At 48.3% G+C, this 17,529-nt stretch carries 16 protein-coding genes; 10 read left to right on the top strand and 6 right to left on the bottom strand.

Annotated features, from left to right (window positions below; translation table 11 throughout):
• From C504_RS0103470 to uvrA, 5 genes are all read right to left on the bottom strand, one after another.
• Window positions 1-1,593 (bottom strand): MBL fold metallo-hydrolase, encoded by a 1,593-nt coding sequence (locus tag C504_RS0103470; protein WP_041951553.1) that lies wholly within the window; start codon window positions 1,591-1,593, stop codon window positions 1-3.
• A gap of 60 nt (window positions 1,594-1,653) precedes the next feature.
• Window positions 1,654-2,082, bottom strand: coding sequence for an FKBP-type peptidyl-prolyl cis-trans isomerase (locus tag C504_RS0103465; RefSeq protein ID WP_018687915.1), 429 nt, complete (start codon window positions 2,080-2,082; stop codon window positions 1,654-1,656).
• A gap of 238 nt (window positions 2,083-2,320) precedes the next feature.
• Complete coding sequence (gene glnA / locus C504_RS0103460) at window positions 2,321-3,727, bottom strand: type I glutamate--ammonia ligase (protein WP_018687914.1); 1,407 nt, start codon at window positions 3,725-3,727, stop codon at window positions 2,321-2,323.
• A gap of 49 nt (window positions 3,728-3,776) precedes the next feature.
• On the bottom strand, window positions 3,777-4,115 hold the full coding sequence (locus tag C504_RS0103455; protein ID WP_018687913.1) for a P-II family nitrogen regulator: 339 nt from the start codon (window positions 4,113-4,115) through the stop codon (window positions 3,777-3,779).
• 260 nt (window positions 4,116-4,375) lie between these two features.
• The gene (gene uvrA / locus C504_RS0103445) at window positions 4,376-7,288 is read right to left on the bottom strand and encodes an excinuclease ABC subunit UvrA (protein ID WP_018687911.1); all 2,913 of its coding nucleotides are present in this window, start codon (window positions 7,286-7,288) and stop codon (window positions 4,376-4,378) included.
• Window positions 7,289-7,510: 222 nt separating this feature from the next.
• Between uvrA and ssb the strand changes: the two genes are divergently transcribed.
• A complete protein-coding gene (ssb, locus tag C504_RS0103440; RefSeq protein WP_018687910.1) occupies window positions 7,511-8,032 on the top strand; it encodes a single-stranded DNA-binding protein in 522 nt (173 codons plus the stop codon).
• Entirely contained in the window at window positions 8,013-8,480 is a 468-nt protein-coding gene (locus tag C504_RS0103435) for a hypothetical protein (protein ID WP_018687909.1), read from the top strand. The genes ssb and C504_RS0103435 overlap by 20 nt, the downstream gene beginning before the upstream one ends.
• Window positions 8,481-8,486: 6 nt before the next feature.
• Here C504_RS0103435 and C504_RS0103430 read toward each other — a convergent pair whose 3' ends face one another.
• Window positions 8,487-9,113: a MarC family protein gene (locus C504_RS0103430; RefSeq protein ID WP_018687908.1), complete on the bottom strand. Its 627-nt coding sequence runs from the start codon at window positions 9,111-9,113 to the stop codon at window positions 8,487-8,489.
• A gap of 332 nt (window positions 9,114-9,445) precedes the next feature.
• Between C504_RS0103430 and gyrA the strand changes: the two genes are divergently transcribed.
• The 8 genes from gyrA (at window position 9,446) to tgt (ending at window position 17,526) form a co-directional block, all read left to right on the top strand.
• Window positions 9,446-12,292: a DNA gyrase subunit A gene (gyrA, locus tag C504_RS0103425; RefSeq protein ID WP_018687907.1), complete on the top strand. Its 2,847-nt coding sequence runs from the start codon at window positions 9,446-9,448 to the stop codon at window positions 12,290-12,292.
• 56 nt (window positions 12,293-12,348) lie between these two features.
• A complete protein-coding gene (locus C504_RS17105) occupies window positions 12,349-12,918 on the top strand; it encodes a LysE family transporter (RefSeq protein WP_018687906.1) in 570 nt (189 codons plus the stop codon).
• A gap of 250 nt (window positions 12,919-13,168) precedes the next feature.
• Complete coding sequence (locus C504_RS0103410) at window positions 13,169-13,576, top strand: hypothetical protein (RefSeq protein ID WP_018687904.1); 408 nt, start codon at window positions 13,169-13,171, stop codon at window positions 13,574-13,576.
• A 43-nt stretch (window positions 13,577-13,619) separates the two neighbouring features.
• The gene (coaD, locus tag C504_RS0103405; protein ID WP_018687903.1) at window positions 13,620-14,114 is read left to right on the top strand and encodes a pantetheine-phosphate adenylyltransferase; all 495 of its coding nucleotides are present in this window, start codon (window positions 13,620-13,622) and stop codon (window positions 14,112-14,114) included.
• 13 nt (window positions 14,115-14,127) lie between these two features.
• Window positions 14,128-14,712 (top strand): peptidylprolyl isomerase, encoded by a 585-nt coding sequence (locus C504_RS0103400; protein ID WP_018687902.1) that lies wholly within the window; start codon window positions 14,128-14,130, stop codon window positions 14,710-14,712.
• A 49-nt stretch (window positions 14,713-14,761) separates the two neighbouring features.
• Window positions 14,762-15,268, top strand: a complete 507-nt coding sequence (locus C504_RS0103395; protein WP_018687901.1) for a peptidylprolyl isomerase — start codon at window positions 14,762-14,764, stop codon at window positions 15,266-15,268.
• A gap of 72 nt (window positions 15,269-15,340) precedes the next feature.
• A complete protein-coding gene (gene queA / locus C504_RS0103390) occupies window positions 15,341-16,399 on the top strand; it encodes a tRNA preQ1(34) S-adenosylmethionine ribosyltransferase-isomerase QueA (RefSeq protein ID WP_018687900.1) in 1,059 nt (352 codons plus the stop codon).
• Window positions 16,396-17,526 (top strand): tRNA guanosine(34) transglycosylase Tgt, encoded by a 1,131-nt coding sequence (tgt, locus tag C504_RS0103385; RefSeq protein WP_018687899.1) that lies wholly within the window; start codon window positions 16,396-16,398, stop codon window positions 17,524-17,526. The genes queA and tgt overlap by 4 nt, the downstream gene beginning before the upstream one ends.
• The last annotated feature ends 3 nt before the right edge of the window (window positions 17,527-17,529 follow it).

Below are 17,529 nucleotides of genomic sequence, written 5' to 3'. Positions count from 1 at the left end.
TTAAAGCTGGGATTTTAGTTTGGCCAACAAAGCGCGTCTTTGTTGGTCATTTGTGCTTTTGTCGAGTTTCTTGGTTAGCTCCACGACGAATGCTGCATAATCATTATGCCAATCGGTTTTCATCTCGCTTGTATCAATGCGCGGCGGTTTTGCGCCCAATGATTTAACGCGGCCCTTAGAGGCGGGATCGCCCGCTTTAAGCGCGTAGCTTTCATCGAATTGCGGCATATGAATGAGTTCAGGCTTGATGCCTTTTTCAATCAGCAGGCCTTTTAAAACTGCGCGCGCATCATCGTCGCCGTGATTGAGGAAAAGACCGCCAGCAATTGGTGAGCGTTCCAAAATCCATTCCAGCAATTCGCCCTGATCTGCGTGCGCTGAATAATTTCCGAGGCGGCGAATATCAGCCTTCACGGCATATTCTTGGCCATGAATGCGGACTTTTTCCGCGCCGGATATGATTACATGACCGAGGCTGCCCGGTGCCTGATAACCGACGAACAGAATAGTCGCATTACGTTTCCATATATTGTTTTTAATATGGTGCTGGATTCGGCCAGCATCGGCCATGCCTGATGCAGAAATAATGATCGCACCACCTTTGATTTTATTGATCGCTTTGCTTTCATCAACGCTTTCAACGAGGCGGAAATCTTCATCGCGGAAAAGCTCGCTATTGGCAATTTCCACATCATCAAGCGTATCAGCGTGTTTGATAAAAACTTCTGTGACTTTACGCGCAAGTGGCGAATCTAAAAATACAGTTGTTTGCGGCAACTCATTTCGAGCAAGCAATACACCAATATCATGCAGAAGCTCTTGGCTTCGCTCAACAGCAAAGGCTGGAATGACAACATTGCCACCTTTTTCTAAACCGCGCACCAATTCGGCTTTAAGCATTTCGCGGCGCTTTTCCAGCGTGTAATCATCGCGGTCACGGTCGCCATAGGTGCTTTCTGACACAATGTAGTCAAAGCCTGTTTCGCCGCCAGGTTCTGGGTGGAATACTTTTTCCTCTGGCCCAATGTCACCGGAAAACAAAATGCGCATTGTGTTGCCGTTTTCATCGGGAAATTTGATTTCAGCCGAGGCCGAACCGAGAATATGGCCAGCATTCCAGAATCGAAATTCGATATCTTTGTGCGGTGAAAACCAATTGCCATAATCGACGGCTTCAAGCAGCGGGAAAACACCTTTTGCGTGGTCTTGAGTGTAGAGCGGCTCAACGGGATCAAGCCCTTTGCGCGCGCGCTTGCGGTTTTCGCGCTCATTATTGCCTTCTTGAATCCGTGCCGAATCAAGCAGCATGAAACTCAACAAATCGACCGTTGGCGTTGTGGCGTAAATTTTGCCTTTGAAACCATATTTAATGAGCTTTGGCAGTAAGCCAGAGTGGTCGATATGAGCGTGAGTAAGGATGAGAAAATCAGCCTTAGCGGCATCGAAAGGAAAATCCTGATCGTTGAGAGCACGGACTGTTTTGTTGCCTTGAAACATGCCGCAATCAACAAGAAAGCTTGCGCCTGCTGTTTCTACCATGGAACAAGAACCGGTAACTGTGCCTGCGGCACCGAAGAATGAGAGCGTGGTCATAGTTGGGATATCCTTGATCATGTGAAAACGGCGGTATTTCTACCGCCGAGTTCTAATCGTTTATGTGACGGAGACAAGCTCAACATCAAAGACAAGGTCTTTACCTGCCAATGGATGGTTTGCATCCATTGTTACAGTCGTTTCATCAACTTCAATGATGGTCAGGTTGATGGCTTGTCCATCTTGGCCTGTTGCTTGGAGCTGCAAACCAACTTCAGTTTGAATTTCTGGTGGCAACTGGCTGCGCTCGACCTTTTGCACGCCTTCAGGGTGGTGCGGGCCATATGCTTCGGCTGCTGGAATTTCGATTGTTTTCTTCGCGCCAACTTCCATGCCGCGCATCGCTTTGTCTAAGCCAGGGATAACTTGTCCTGAACCTAATTCGAAAGTGAGTGGGTCGCGATTTTCAGAGCTGTCAAAGACAGTGCCGTCTGGAAATTTACCCGTATAGTGGATGTGTACGGTGCTGCCGTGTTCTGCTTCTGCCATAATAAATGCTTCTCGGGATAAAGTTCTGGGGAGCGTACTCACCCATTGGATAATCCGCCATGCGGCGGGATGTTCTCTTAACATAATAACGAAGAGCGTGATGTAAAGGTTTGAAGCCCAGCTTATCGTTCTTGTGCACCTTACAATGCCCAATGCGCTGCCTTGTGTGGGCTTTTTAGGCGCATAAAAAAACCGGCAATCATTGCTGATTGCCGGTTTGACTTAAGAAATCGCTAAATTAGAGAGAGTAGTACATGTCGAACTCAACCGGATGCGGTGTTTGTTCGTAACGAAGGTTCTCTTCTTTCTTAAGCGCGATGTAAGCATCGATCTGATCGTCGTCGAATACGCCGCCAGCTTTCAAATATTCACGGTCATTATCCAAAGCATCAAGCGCTTCACGCAGTGAAGTACAAACTGTTGGAATTGACGCAAGTTCTTCCGCAGGAAGATCGTATAGATCTTTGTCCATTGGTTCACCTGGGTGAATTTTGTTTTTGATGCCGTCAAGGCCAGCCATCAACATCGCTGAGAATGCCAAATATGGGTTTGCCATTGGGTCAGGGAAACGTACTTCCATACGCTTGCCTTTTGGTGATGGTGTGAACGGAATACGGCAAGATGCTGAACGGTTACGTGCAGAATAAGCAAGAAGAACCGGTGCTTCATAACCTGGAACCAAGCGCTTATATGAGTTGGTTGATGGGTTTGTAAAAGCGTTCAATGATTTTGCGTGCTTAATGATGCCGCCGATATAGAACAAGCAAGTTTCTGAAAGGCCTGCATATTCGTCGCCAGCAAATAATGGCTTGCCGTCTTTCCAGATTGACTGGTGCACGTGCATGCCTGTGCCGTTGTCGCCAAAGACAGGTTTTGGCATAAATGTTGCTGTTTTGCCGTAAGCGTGCGCTACGTTCTGAACAACATATTTGTAGATCTGTGTTTCGTCGGCTTTAGCAACCAGCGTGTTAAAGATCATAGAAAGTTCGTGCTGAGCAGCCGCAACTTCATGGTGATGCTTTTCAGTAGCAATACCCATTTCAGCCATAACTGTAAGCATTTCAGAACGCATGTCCTGACAGCTGTCGACTGGGTTTACTGGGAAGTAGCCGCCTTTGTTTGTTGGGCGGTGGCCCATATTGCCTGTTTCGTATTCAGTGCCTGTGTTTGAAGGCAGTTCAGACGAGTCAAGCGAGAATCCTGTGTTGTATGGGTCTGTGTTGTAGCGAACATCATCAAAGATGAAAAATTCTGGCTCAGGGCCGAAATAAGCTGTGTCACCGAAACCACCAGACTTAACGTAAGCTTCTGCGCGTTTTGCTGTCATGCGTGGATCGCGGTTGTAGCCTTCGCCAGAAACGGGATCCAAGATGTCACAGATAACAACCATTGTAGACTGCGCGTAGAACGGGTCCATATGGGCTGAAGATACGTCAGGCATCAAAACCATGTCTGACTCATTGATGGCTTTCCAACCACCGATTGACGAGCCGTCGAACATAACACCGTCTGAGAACATGTCCTCATCAACAACAGCAACATCAATTGTTACGTGCTGCAATTTACCGCGTGGATCTGTGAAGCGCAGGTCAACGAACTTTACGTCGTTGTCTTTAATCTGCTTCAGAATATCATTAGCGCTCATTTATTGGCCTTCCTTCTCATTTTAAGTTGGCTCGTTTTAACAACAGACGTTAAACAGCGTCTGCGCCGGTTTCTCCCGTGCGGATGCGCACGACCTCTTCGATCGGCGAGACAAAGATTTTGCCATCGCCAATGCGACCTGTTTGCGCCGCATTGCGGATCGCTTCTATTGCGGCATCGACTGTTTCAGACGTTACCACAACCTCGATTTTAACTTTCGGCAGGAAGTCCACGACATATTCTGCACCGCGGTATAATTCAGTATGGCCTTTTTGGCGACCGAAGCCTTTTGCTTCGGTTACTGTAATTCCCTGTAGGCCAACTTCCTGTAGTGCTTCTTTGACTTCATCAAGTTTGAACGGCTTAATGATCGCTTCGATCTTTTTCATTCAGGTGACCTCCGATAGATGTTGTCGCGTGCTATGCAAGGTGCGTGCCAGTTTGAATTTTTGGCTGAGATGAATATTGTGCCTCATTATTACATCATATGCGGCTTTTTAAGGTGCGCGAAGGGCATTGGCAAACTGTCAATTTATCTACGCGCTTAAACTTTGTGCTTACTGCCTATAAAATGTGCAGTGGCTGGTTTTATAGGCAGTATAGTATTCTGAGCTTGTGGTTGAATCTGCTTATTAAAATTGCGTGGCGGTTATTTTTTCAAAGGGCGGCGTTCAAGAAGTTCTTTTAAAAAATGACCAGTGTAAGACCGTTCAACGGTAGCGATATGTTCTGGCGTTCCTTCTGCCACGATTTCACCGCCACCATCGCCGCCTTCAGGGCCAAGATCGATAACCCAGTCCGCTGTTTTTATAACTTCGAGATTGTGCTCAATAACCACCATCGTGTTGCCGCTATCAACCAGCTCATGCAAAACTTCGAGCAGTTTAGCGATGTCGTGGAAATGCAGCCCCGTTGTCGGCTCATCCAAAATATAAAGCGTTCGGCCAGTTGCGCGGCGTGACAGTTCTTTTGCAAGCTTAATGCGCTGCGCTTCACCGCCCGATAGGGTGGTTGCTTGCTGACCGACTTTTACATAGCCCAAGCCAACGCGGCGCAAGGTTTCCATTTTGTCGCGCACAGCTGGAACGGCCGCAAAGAAATCGACACTTTCATCAACGGTCATATCCAAAACGTCGGAAATTGATTTTCCCTTGAATTCGACCTCTAATGTTTCACGGTTATAGCGTTTGCCGTGGCACACATCGCATGTCACATAAACATCGGGCAGAAAGTGCATTTCGATTTTGATGACGCCGTCGCCCTGACAGGCTTCACATCGGCCGCCCTTTACATTGAAAGAGAAGCGGCCCGGCTGATAGCCGCGAACCTTTGATTCCGGCAATTGTGCAAACCATTCACGGATCGGCGTGAATGCACCTGTATAGGTTGCAGGGTTCGAGCGCGGTGTCCGGCCAATCGGTGATTGGTCAATATCAATGACCTTGTCGATATGTTCAAAACCTTCAATGCGGTCATGTTCGGCCGGCACATCGCGTGCGCCATTGATGCGCCTTGCGGCAGCTTTGTAGAGTGTTTCGATTAGAAATGTGGATTTGCCGCCGCCCGATACACCGGTAACAGCGGAAAACACGCCGAGCGGCAATGTTGCTGTCACATTCTTTAGATTGTTGCCTTTGGCGCCGATGACTTTAATGCCGCGCTTTTTGTCAATTTTACGCCGCTCGTCGCGCATGGGAATGCTCAGCTCACCGGTCAAATATTTACCAGTAAGCGATTTCTTATTCTTCATTATCTGTTTGGGCGTACCGCTGGCGATCACTTCGCCGCCGTGAATGCCGGCCGCAGGTCCAATGTCCAGTACATAGTCTGCCGTTAGAACTGCATCTTCGTCATGCTCGACGACAATAACAGTGTTGCCGAGGTCACGCAGATGGCGCAAAGTTTCAAGCAAACGCGCATTATCGCGCTGGTGCAGGCCAATGGATGGTTCATCAAGAACATAAAGAACACCAGTTAGGCCCGAACCAATTTGAGAGGCAAGGCGAATACGCTGACTTTCACCGCCTGAAAGTGAGCCAGAGCCACGCGATAGCGTTAAATAATCAAGTCCAACATCGACGAGAAACTTCAAGCGGTCCCGAATTTCTTTCAAAATTCGGCCAGCAATCTCCATTTGTTTGTCGGTCAGGTTATTGGGCAGATCGCCGAACCAATCATTGGCCGCGCGAATTGACATTTCAGCAACTTGGCTAATGTGCAGCTTATTGATTTTGACCGAAAGAGCTTCTTCCTTAAGCCTGTAACCATTACAATGAGAGCAAGGATTGCGCGACATATAACGTTCAATTTCTTCGCGCATCCATGCCGAATCTGTTTCGCGCCAACGGCGTTCCAAGCTTGGTATCACGCCTTCAAATGGTTTGCGGGTTTTGTAGGTGCGCAGCCCGTCATCATAAGCAAAGTCAATGTTTTGCGTGCCTGTGCCGTAGAGCACAGCATCTTTGCTCTCTTGGGATAAATCATCCCACACATCGTTCATTTTAAAGCCGTATAATTTTCCGACCGCTTGCAATGTTTGTGCGTAATAGGGGGAGGGATTTGTAGATTTTGACCAAGGGGCAATCGCGCCCTTGTGCAAGCTTAGGCTTGAATTGGGCACAACCATGCCCGGATCAACGCCTTGTTCGGTGCCCAAACCATCACAATGCGAACACGCGCCAAAGGGGTTGTTGAACGAGAATAAACGCGGCTCGATTTCCGGAATTGTAAAGCCAGACACAGGGCAGGCGAATTTTTCGGAGAAAACCAGCCGCTCATGGGTGTCGTTTGCGGATTTGTTTTTGGATTCTTTTTTCGTTTCGCTATCAGGAAGTGGCTTGTCGGCAAATTCTGCAATCGCCATGCCTTCTGTCAGGCTAAGGCACTGCTCCAAAGAATCGGCAAGTCGCGACTGCATGTCTTCACGCACCACGATGCGATCAACAACAACATCAATGTCGTGCTTGTATTTCTTATCAAGGGTAGGGGCGTCAGCTAATTCATAGAATTCGCCATCGATTTTGACGCGCTGATAGCCTTTTTTCATCAGCTCTGCGAGTTCCTTCTTATACTCGCCTTTGCGGCCGCGAACGATAGGCGCAAGTATAAAGAGCCTTGTGCCTTCTTCGAGCGCCAAAACCCGATCAACCATTTGGCTAACGGTTTGGCTTTCAATCGGTAATCCGGTTGCAGGAGAATAAGGAATGCCAACACGCGCAAACAGCAAGCGCATATAGTCATAAATCTCTGTCACCGTGCCAACCGTTGAGCGCGGGTTTTTCGATGTTGTTTTTTGCTCAATGGAAATTGCAGGCGACAACCCATCAATTTGGTCAACATCTGGCTTTTGCATCATCTCCAAGAACTGGCGCGCATAAGCAGATAAGCTCTCTACATAGCGGCGTTGGCCTTCTGCATAGATTGTATCAAAAGCGAGTGATGATTTGCCTGAGCCTGAAAGGCCGGTGATGACGATCAATTTATCACGTGGTAAATCAACGTCGATATTTTTGAGATTGTGCTCGCGTGCACCACGTACGGAAATATATTTGCTGTCGGCCATCTTATAATCGCTGTTGTTGCTTCGATGAAGTCGAATTCACCCACCATGTAGGCCGTATTGCTGGCGTGTCGAGGTCGATGAAGTGAATCTTGACAGATTCGCTTCGCTTCAATAGAACAAAAATAGAACGTATGAAAGTCTGTGGACAGATTACATGTCACTGTTTTGCATCTATTCGATGCTTTAGTGTGTTTAGAAAGAATTCGAGTAGGAGTTTCTGCAATGGCAGGCAGCGTGAATAAAGTTATTTTGGTTGGAAATCTGGGCGCTGATCCAGATGTTAAGCGTATGTCGAGTGGTGACCCTGTGGTCAACCTTTCGGTGGCAACGTCTGAATCATGGCGTGATAAGGCTTCTGGTGAGCGTAAAGAGCGCACCGAATGGCACCGTGTCGTCATTTTCAATGATCAGCTGGCAAAAGTTGCTGAGCAGTATTTGAAAAAGGGCGCGAAGGTTTATCTTGAAGGCGCTTTGCAGACCCGCAAATGGCAGGATCAAAACGGTCAAGATAAATACACGACGGAGATTGTGCTTCAGCGTTATCGCGGCGAGTTGCAAATGCTTGACGGACGCAATGAGCGCGACGGCGGCGGTTACCAAGGCGGTCAATCAGGCGGTGGCCAACAGCGTAATGTTTCGAATGATAGCGGCTATGGCGGCGGTAATCAGGGTGGCAACCAAGGCGGCCAATCATCAGGCGGCGGCGATTTTTCTAGGGATATGGATGACGAAATTCCGTTCTAGAATCAAACCTAGAAATGAAATTGATGTGCGCGCGGGAGGGTTTTCTTTTCCGCGCGATGTCGGTTTGCACTCGCGTGATTTGGTCGTCGGTGTCGCTCTTGCTGCGCTGGGATTAATATTAATCGCGGGACAAGCGATTGCTGGGCAGGCCGATATTGTTGATGTTGAGGCGTCACAAAGCTCAGATAAATCTTGGCGATTTAGTGTGACTGTCAAACATGATGATGCCGGATGGGATCATTACGCCGATAAATGGGCGGTGTTTGCACCAGATGGAACGATGCTTGGCGAGCGTGTGCTTGCGCATCCCCATGACAATGAGCAGCCATTTACACGCTCGCAGAGCGGTATCCTCATTGATGAGGCTATAAATGTTGTCACGGTTAAAGCACATGATAAGGTTCATGGCTGGGGCAGCGATGCTTTCACTTATGAGTTGAAGCGATAGGGCTGTTTAGCTTGCCACAATCGCTTTAATGCCATCGGCAACAAACTGTACTGCTAGCGCAGACAGGATTACACCCAAAAGACGGGTGAGCACCGAGCGGCCTGTTTCACCAAGCAATTTGTCTACTTTTTCCGCTACAAGAAAAACCAAATAGGTCACAAGAATTATCAGGCCGATAATTAAAATGAGGCCTGCGCGTAAGGCAGGTGAGGAAAAATCGTTCGACAATAGAATGCCAGCTGAAATTGCGCCCGGACCTGCCAGAAGCGGAATAGCAAGCGGAAACACGGCAACAGAGCGCACCTGATCGGCCGTAATCGCCTTTTGAGCGGTTTCTTCATGCCGTTCCTGTCGTTTCTCGAAAATCATTTCAAACGCAATCCAGAAGAGCAGCAGACCGCCAGCGACGCGGAATGCAGGAAGCGTAATGCCGAAAAGTGTTAGAATGCCAGATCCAGCAACGACAAATACAACCAGAATGCCAAACCCCATAAGACATGCGCGCATGGCCACTTGTTTGCGCTGTGCGGTGTCCATGCCACCGGTTACAGCTAGAAATAAGGGCGCTAGGCCTGCTGGGTCGATCGTAACAAGCAATGTCACGACAGCATTTACAATTAGGTCTAAGTTCATAGCGGGCCTATAGTCAGCGGAATCTTGATGCGTCAATATATAGTCGACAGCTATGTGTATCGGCAAATCTGGTGAAATTCTACCGCTCTAATAAAATCGTCTAAACAATCCGGCATCAGATTGTTTGATAAGGTCGGTGATAGAGCCATTTACCTGCTGTTTAACCGCGAGTTTGGTCCAACATTGCTTTAGAAAGAGCATTTAAGCAGCGTGGCTGTCATCCATCGTGCGCGATGACGTGTTGAATGGTGGATAAATGCCCGTAAACCTTGGATGTTTGGTGTAAACGGGCTAACCTTACTCAATTGATTCTGAATTGAAAGTGGCTAGTTTTGAACGACAAAACACCGATAGATGGCAACGGCGGAAATTCCGGCATTGAACCTATCTCTATTATAGAGGAAATGCAGCGCTCCTATCTCGATTATGCAATGAGCGTAATCGTGTCTCGTGCGCTTCCCGATGTGCGCGATGGCTTGAAGCCTGTCCACCGCCGTATTCTCTATGCAATGCATGACAGTGGTTATCACTGGAACCGCAAATATGTGAAATCGTCGAAAATCGTCGGTGACGTGATGGGTAACTTCCACCCCCATGGCGACAGTGCGATTTACGATTCGCTCGTGCGTATGGCACAGGATTGGTCTTTGCGTGTGCCGCTTGTCGACGGGCAGGGTAACTTTGGCTCGATTGACGGCGATCCACCTGCAGCGATGCGTTACACAGAATCGCGGCTTCAAAAGGTTGCGCATGAGCTACTTGAAGATATCGACAAGGATACTGTCGACTTTCAAGATAACTATGATGGCTCACGTGAAGAGCCTAAGGTTTTGCCTGCGCGCTTTCCAAATCTGTTGGTCAATGGTTCTGGCGGTATTGCTGTTGGCATGGCGACCAATATCCCGCCGCACAATCTGGGCGAATTGGTTGATGGTTGTATCGCGATGATCGACAATCCGGCAATCACTTTGCCGGAAATGATGCAGCATGTGCCAGGGCCGGACTTTCCGACCGGTGCTATGGTGCTTGGACGTTCTGGTATTCAGTCTGCTTATGAGACAGGCCGCGGTTCGATTATCATGCGTGGTAAAGCTGAAATTGAACAGCGCCCGAACGACCGCGAAGCAATTATCATTACTGAGGTGCCATATCAGGTCAATAAAGCGACCATGATTGAAAAAATGGCTGACCTCGTGCGCGATAAGCGCGTGGAAGGTATTTCTGATCTGCGCGATGAATCTGACCGTACGGGATACCGCGTGGTTGTTGAGATCAAGCGCGATGCTAATGCGGAAGTGGTTTTGAACCAGCTTTACCGCTATACACCGCTGCAGACTTCGTTCGGCGCCAATATGGTTGCACTGAACGGCGGCAAGCCAGAACTTATGAATATTATGGATATGCTACGCGCGTTTGTAGCATTCCGCGAAGTTGTTGTTCAGCGCCGTACCAAGTTCTTGCTGCGTAAAGCGCGTGATCGTGCTCATGTCTTGGTTGGTTTGGCGATTGCTGTGGCCAATATTGACGAAATTATCCATCTTATTCGCGTTGCGCCAAATCCGGCGACGGCGCGTGAACAATTGATGGAACGTCGTTGGCCTGCAAAAGATGTTGCTCCTTTGGTGGAACTGATTGCTGACCCACGCCATAAGCTCAATGAAGATGGAACTTATTTCCTTTCAGAAGAGCAGGCACGCGCCATTCTCGAATTACGCCTTGCACGCCTTACTGCGCTTGGACGTGATGAGATTGCCGATGAATTGAACACGATTGGCGGCGAGATTAAAGAATATCTTGAAATTCTGGCATCACGTCAGCGCATTCAAGATATCGTCAAGGAAGAACTTGCTGCCGTTAAAGAAGAGTTTGGTACGCCGCGCCGCACGGTTTTAGCTGAAGGCGGTCCGGACATGGACGATGAAGACCTCATCGCCCGTGAAGAAATGGTCGTCACATTCAGTCATGAAGGATATATCAAGCGCGTTCCGCTCGATACGTATCGTGCACAGCGCCGTGGCGGTAAGGGTCGCTCTGGCATGGCAACCAAGGACGAAGATTTCGTAACACGTTTGTTCGTTGCCAATACCCATACGCCGATCTTGTTCTTCTCGTCGCGCGGCATCGTCTATAAAGAAAAAGTATGGCGCTTGCCGATAGGTACGCCAACATCGCGCGGTAAATTCTTGCGTAATATGCTGCCGCTTGAGGCTAATGAACGTATCACTTCCATTATGCCGCTTCCTGAGGATGAGGAAAGCTGGGCTGAGTTGGACGTTATGTTCGCGACAACGCGCGGCACTGTGCGCCGAAACAAATTGTCTGACTTTGTTCAGGTTAATCGTAACGGCAAAATTGCGATGAAATTTGAAGAAGGGTCAGGCGACGAAATTCTATCTGTTCAGACCTGTTCTGAAGATGATGATGTGCTTATGACAACCGCGCTCGGCCAGTGTATTCGTTTTGCTGTCACCGATATTCGGGTGTTTGCAGGGCGTAATTCGACAGGCGTGCGCGGCATGAATATTGCCAATGGTGACAATGTGATTTCAATGTCCATTCTTGGTCATGTGGACGCAAGTGCACAGGAACGTGCTGGTTATCTGAAACATGCAGCGGCGCTTCGCCGTGCGGATGTAGAAGATGAGGATGTGGCTGTAAGTACTTCTGATGATGAAGAAAATACAGTTGCGGCTGAACTTTCACCTGAACGTTTGGATGAACTTGCAGCACGCGAACAATTTGTGTTGACCATCTCTGAATTTGGTTATGGCAAGCGCTCTTCTTCTTATGATTTCCGTGTTTCAGGACGTGGCGGCAAAGGCATTAAAGCAACCGACACATCCAAGACCAAAGAGATTGGCCAATTGGTTGCGACTTTCCCTGTTGATAGCGATGACCAGATTATGCTGGTGTCGAACAATGGGCAGGTTATTCGTGTGCCGGTTGAGGGAATACGCTTTGCGAGCCGTTCAACTAAGGGCGTTACGATCTTCAAAACGCGCGATGGTGAGCGTGTGGTTTCGGTCGAACGTATCTCTGAACCTGCTGATGATGAAGCCGAAGACGGTGAAGGCATTGAAGCTATTGAAGGTATCGTTTTGCCTGAAGGTGGTTCAGGCGGTGCTGTTGAAGGTGATACAGATTTGCCGGATGAAGCTTTGCCTGGTGATGATGACTAATGATTGATGCAGCAGTGCTTTGGACTTTTGTTCTTGCCTGAGCAGCAATTGTTGTCGTGCCTGGCCCGACGGTTACGGTGATTATCGCTAACTCGCTACGGTCAGGCTCTAAAGCTGGCTTTATGAATATTGCTGGCACGCAGTTTGGCCTAGCGATTATGATCGGCGTACTTGCCTTCGGTTTGCAGGCCGTCGTCTCTATAATGGGTGAGATCTTCGATTATGTGAAGCTGTTCGGGGCAGCTTATCTCATCTATCTGGGTATCATGATGTGGCGTTCAAACGGCGCATTAGCAAACCCTAATGAGATGCGCACAAAGAAACATTCAATGAACGGCTATTTTTGGCAAGGATTTTTTGTAATCTGGTCAAACCCTAAAGCACTGTTCTTCTTTGGCGCATTTATTCCGCAATTTATTGTCGCGGAAGGCAATGCCTCTGTTCAAACAATTATACTGGGCGGTATTTTTATGATTATCGGTGCCGTTGGTGACGGGATTTATGCGCTTGCCGCTGGCAGAACGGGAAGCTGGCTTACACAGTCCAATATTCGTTTGATTGAACGCATATCAGGCACTGCGCTTATTGGCGCCGGTATTTGGTTGGCTCTAACAAAGCGCGCTTAAGTTATTTCGATTGTTCTTGACGTATCAAAAGAGCAGCGGACAAACCGCTTGTGATTGTTAAAAGTGCGATTGCGAAAGCGGCGGTATAAAGTGCGAACATTTTGCGTTCCTATTCTTACTTGTTTTGCGCGCCGCAACTGCTGGAGTCTCGTGCGGTGCATTTGTTGACTTGCTGATATAACGCGGGATGTGATTTAAAGTTGCATCATTTACGTACACAGATGCGTGTTCAGCCTGTGAGGAGGCCTCAATGTTATTAAAACGAGCCAGTTTACAGCTTTTCTTCCTGACTGTTTTTGCAGGCCTTTTTACTTTCTCTGCGTCTGCATCGGCCAATATTGAGTGCCGCGCGGTTGATGGGCGAAGCGGTGAAATATCTATGAATGTAGGGCGTTTGGATGTGCTGTCTGTTTTGTCTGCGCGGGTGACCGCTTTTGGCAGAACATGGTCCACGACTGAAGGTGAAGGCACAACGATCATTGTTGGGCAAGCATTTCAGGATGATAAACGCATGCTGGTTGATTTCACCGATGATAGTGTTGATGTTGTTCTTATTTCATTGCGCACGGTGCGTGTTTCGACCGCAGATGAATATGGCGAAGCCGGAATATTGCGTATCGGTAAAGCAGTTTATCCTGTTTTATGCGAAGGCGATTGATTTACGACTTTCAAGCCAGCTGAAATACGGATAAATCAAAATCATGACAAAGCTTAGTATCGGTTTTTATTCAGGTTCCTTCGATCCTATTACCAACGGCCATATGGCTGTTTTGGAAGGCGCACTCACATCATTTGACCGCGTTGTCATTGGTATTGGCGTTCATGCTGTTAAAAAAGGCATGTTTGATTTTGATCAGCGCAAAGCTCTTATTGAGCAATCGCTGAGCGATTCAGCGCTCGATCCGAGCTGTGTAACAATTGTTGCATTTGACGGTTTGGTGGTTGATGCCGCTCGAAAAGCGGATGCAAAAGCCATTGTGCGCGGTCTGCGCGATGCTTCTGATTTTGATTATGAAATGCAGATGGCAGGCATGAATGCGCAGCTCGCACCGGATATTCAAACAATATTTATTCCTGCAACAGTTGAGACACGCCCGATCAGTGCCACATTAGTGCGGCAGATCGCAGTCATGGGCGGCGATGTGTCGTCATTTGTACCGGCGCCAGTGTTGCAGGCGCTCAAAAAACTCAAATAAACAGGATATTTTTATGCGTTTAGGAAAATTCATTGGTGGCGCACTGGCCGCAATTACAATTGCTGCGGCATCCACAATTGCTGCTTTTGCCGCTGAACCAGAAAACACAATGGTTATCACCCTTAAATCGGGCGAAGTGGTTGTTGCTTTGCGTCCAGACCTTGCTCCAAAACATGTTGAGCAAATTAAAAAGCTCGCGCGCGCTGGTGAGTATGACAATGTGGCTTTCCACCGCGTGATTGAAGGCTTCATGGCGCAAACGGGCGATGTTCAGTTCGGCGATATGGAAGATGGTTATAGCGCGGATCGTGCGGGCACTGGTGGTTCTAAGCTTGACGATATTGATGCCGAGTTCACAGACACGCATTTCAAGCGCGGTGTTGTAGGCATGGCACGATCACAGAACCCGAACTCTGCCAATTCGCAGTTCTTTATCATGTTCGCCGATGGTGACTTTCTCAATGGTCAGTACACAGTTGTTGGTGAAGTTGAGAGCGGAATGGAGTTTGTGGACGAAATCAAACGTGGTTCTGGTCAATCGGGCTCAGTTTCTGGTCCAGATCGCATGATCAAGGTTGAGATTGCCGCCGACAAATAATAGGGACATGTCACGAATGTTTTCATATCCCAAAACGAAGGAATAAAATTTGGCTTATAAAGATCCAGAAAATACACTCATCCTTGATACAACTAAGGGTGAAGTTGTTATTGAAATGCGTCCTGATTTGGCGCCTAACCATGTTGCGCGTATCAAAGAACTTGCCCGTGCAGGTGAGTATAATGGTGTGGTGTTCCACCGCGTTATTGATGGCTTCATGGCACAAACTGGCGATGTTAAATTCGGCAAACAGGGTGGCGCATCATTTGATGCTAACCGTGCTGGCATGGGTGGTTCAGACAAGCCTGATCTTGCACAAGAATTTTCTGACGAAAATCATGGCCGCGGTGCTTGTTCTATGGCGCGTGCGCAGAACCCAAATTCTGCAAACTCACAGTTCTTCATCGTTTTTGATGATGCTAGCTTCTTGAACAAGCAATATACTGTTTGGGGCCAAGTCACCGAAGGTATGGACAATGTTGACCAGCTAAAACGCGGTGAACCGGTTCAAATGCCTGATTCAATTACAACAGCGAAAATTGCGGCTGATTTGTAAGCGACTACTATAATAGCTTAATGGGCAGGCCTTCAGGTGATGGCCTGCCTTTTGCATGTGTGGACTTGCCTAATGCGCGTAGATGATTTTGATTTCGAGCTTCCTGAAAAGCATATTGCGCTGCGCCCAGCTGAGCCGCGTGACAGTGCAAAATTGCTTGTGGTCAAACCATCAGGCCGCACAGATTCGCAAGTCAGCGGACTGGTTCAGTTTTTAAAGGCCGGTGACTGCCTTGTTTTCAACGACACGAAAGTCATTCCTGCGCAGCTTAATGGTATCCGTGAGCGCGACGGTGCTCCCGGCTCTGAAGTTGGCTTTACGCTTCATTTGCGCGGTGCGCCCGATAGCTGGAATGCTTTTGCTAAAGGCGCAAAAAAGCTGCGTGTGGGCGATCTTGTTACTTTTGGTTCTGAACTGAATGCACATATTGCTGAAAAGTTAGATGGCGGTGAAGTGCGCCTTGTGTTTAATTGCAGCGGACCGGATCTTGATATAGCAATCATGGCCGTGGGCCATGTGCCGCTTCCACCCTATATCGCCGCAAAGCGCGAAGATGATGGTCGAGATTTAAAAGATTATCAGACAATTTATGCGCGCGAAAATGGCGCTGTGGCTGCGCCCACTGCCGGATTGCATTTTACCGACGAACTTTTTGCTGCATTGGACAAGGCTGGTATCGGGCGTGAATTCGTAACGCTTCACGTTGGCGCAGGAACATTTTTACCTGTCAAAGTAGATGATACAAAAGACCATAAAATGCATTCAGAAATTGGCACGATTACTGGTGATGTTGCCGAGCGGCTCAATGCCGTTAAACAGGCCGGTGGCCGTATTGTTGCCGTTGGCACAACATCATTACGCTTGCTTGAAAGTGCGGCTAAAACGGATGGCAATCTGGAGGCGTGGCGCGGTGCGACTGACATTTTTATAACGCCTGGCTATAAATTTAAATTTGTCGATCTTTTGATGACAAATTTTCATTTGCCGCGTTCAACCTTGATGATGCTTGTGAGTGCTTTTGCAGGCTATGAAAATATGCGTGCAGCTTACGAGCATGCCAAGGCGCATGATTATCGATTTTATTCTTATGGCGATTCAAGCCTGCTTTTTCCTGAAGGTTCTGACGAATGACGCAAAATTTTGGTTTCACGCTACACAATAGTGATGGCATGGCGCGGCGCGGTACTGTTCATACGGGGCGCGGCGATATTCAAACGCCGGCCTTTATGCCCGTTGGTACGGTTGGAACAGTCAAAGGGCTTTACCTTAATCAGGTTAAAGATGCTGGCGCTGATATTATTTTAGGCAACACATATCATTTGATGCTGCGGCCGGGCGCTGAGCGTATGGACCGGCTTGGGGGCTTGCATAAGTTCATCGGATGGGATGGTCCAATCCTGACAGATAGCGGCGGCTTTCAAGTGATGAGCCTGTCTGCTTTGCGCAAAATGAGTGAAGAGGGCGTGACGTTTAAAAGCCATGTGGATGGCAAATTGTTCGAGATGTCACCGGAGCGCTCGATTGAAATTCAGGGGCTTTTGGGTTCTGATATTCAGATGCAGCTTGATGAATGTGTGGCGCTGCCTGCCGATCATGACACGATGAAAAGCGCGATGGAATTATCTTTGCGCTGGGCAGAACGGTGTAAAGTCGCCTTTGGTGACCAGCCGGGCAAAGCGATGTTCGGCATTGTGCAGGGCGGCGATAATGTGAAACTTCGTGAGCAATCTGCACAGGCGCTGGTCGATATGGACCTCAAAGGTTATTCAATTGGCGGCCTTGCTGTTGGTGAGCCGCAAGACGTTATGCTGTCCATGCTCGACGTTGTTTGTCCGATTTTGCCTTCTGCAAAACCGCGCTATTTGATGGGTGTTGGTACGCCGCAGGATTTGCTGCGCTCGGTTGCCCACGGTGTTGATATGTTTGACTGTGTCATGCCAACGCGCTCAGGTCGTCACGGCTTGGCATTTACAACACGTGGCCGTGTGAACTTGAAGAATGCGCGTCATGCCGAAGACAATCGACCTTTGGATGAAGGCGTCAATTGCACAGCATCAAATACGTATTCACGCGCTTATTTGCATCACCTTATTCGCTCGAACGAAATGCTCGGAATGATGTTGTTAAGTTGGCATAATATTGCATATTATCAACACCTTATGGCGGGTATTAGAGACGCAATATCAAGTAACAATTTTGCGCAATTTGCAGAAGAAACAGAAGCACGCTGGGCTGCTGGTGATATTGATGCACTTTAAGTG

The organism is Ahrensia kielensis DSM 5890, assembly GCF_000374465.1.
Taxonomy (GTDB): Bacteria; Pseudomonadota; Alphaproteobacteria; order Rhizobiales; family Rhizobiaceae; genus Ahrensia; species Ahrensia kielensis.
The sequence above is the reverse complement of the archived record's forward strand: the minus strand, read 5'-3'. Positions and strand labels throughout refer to the sequence as shown.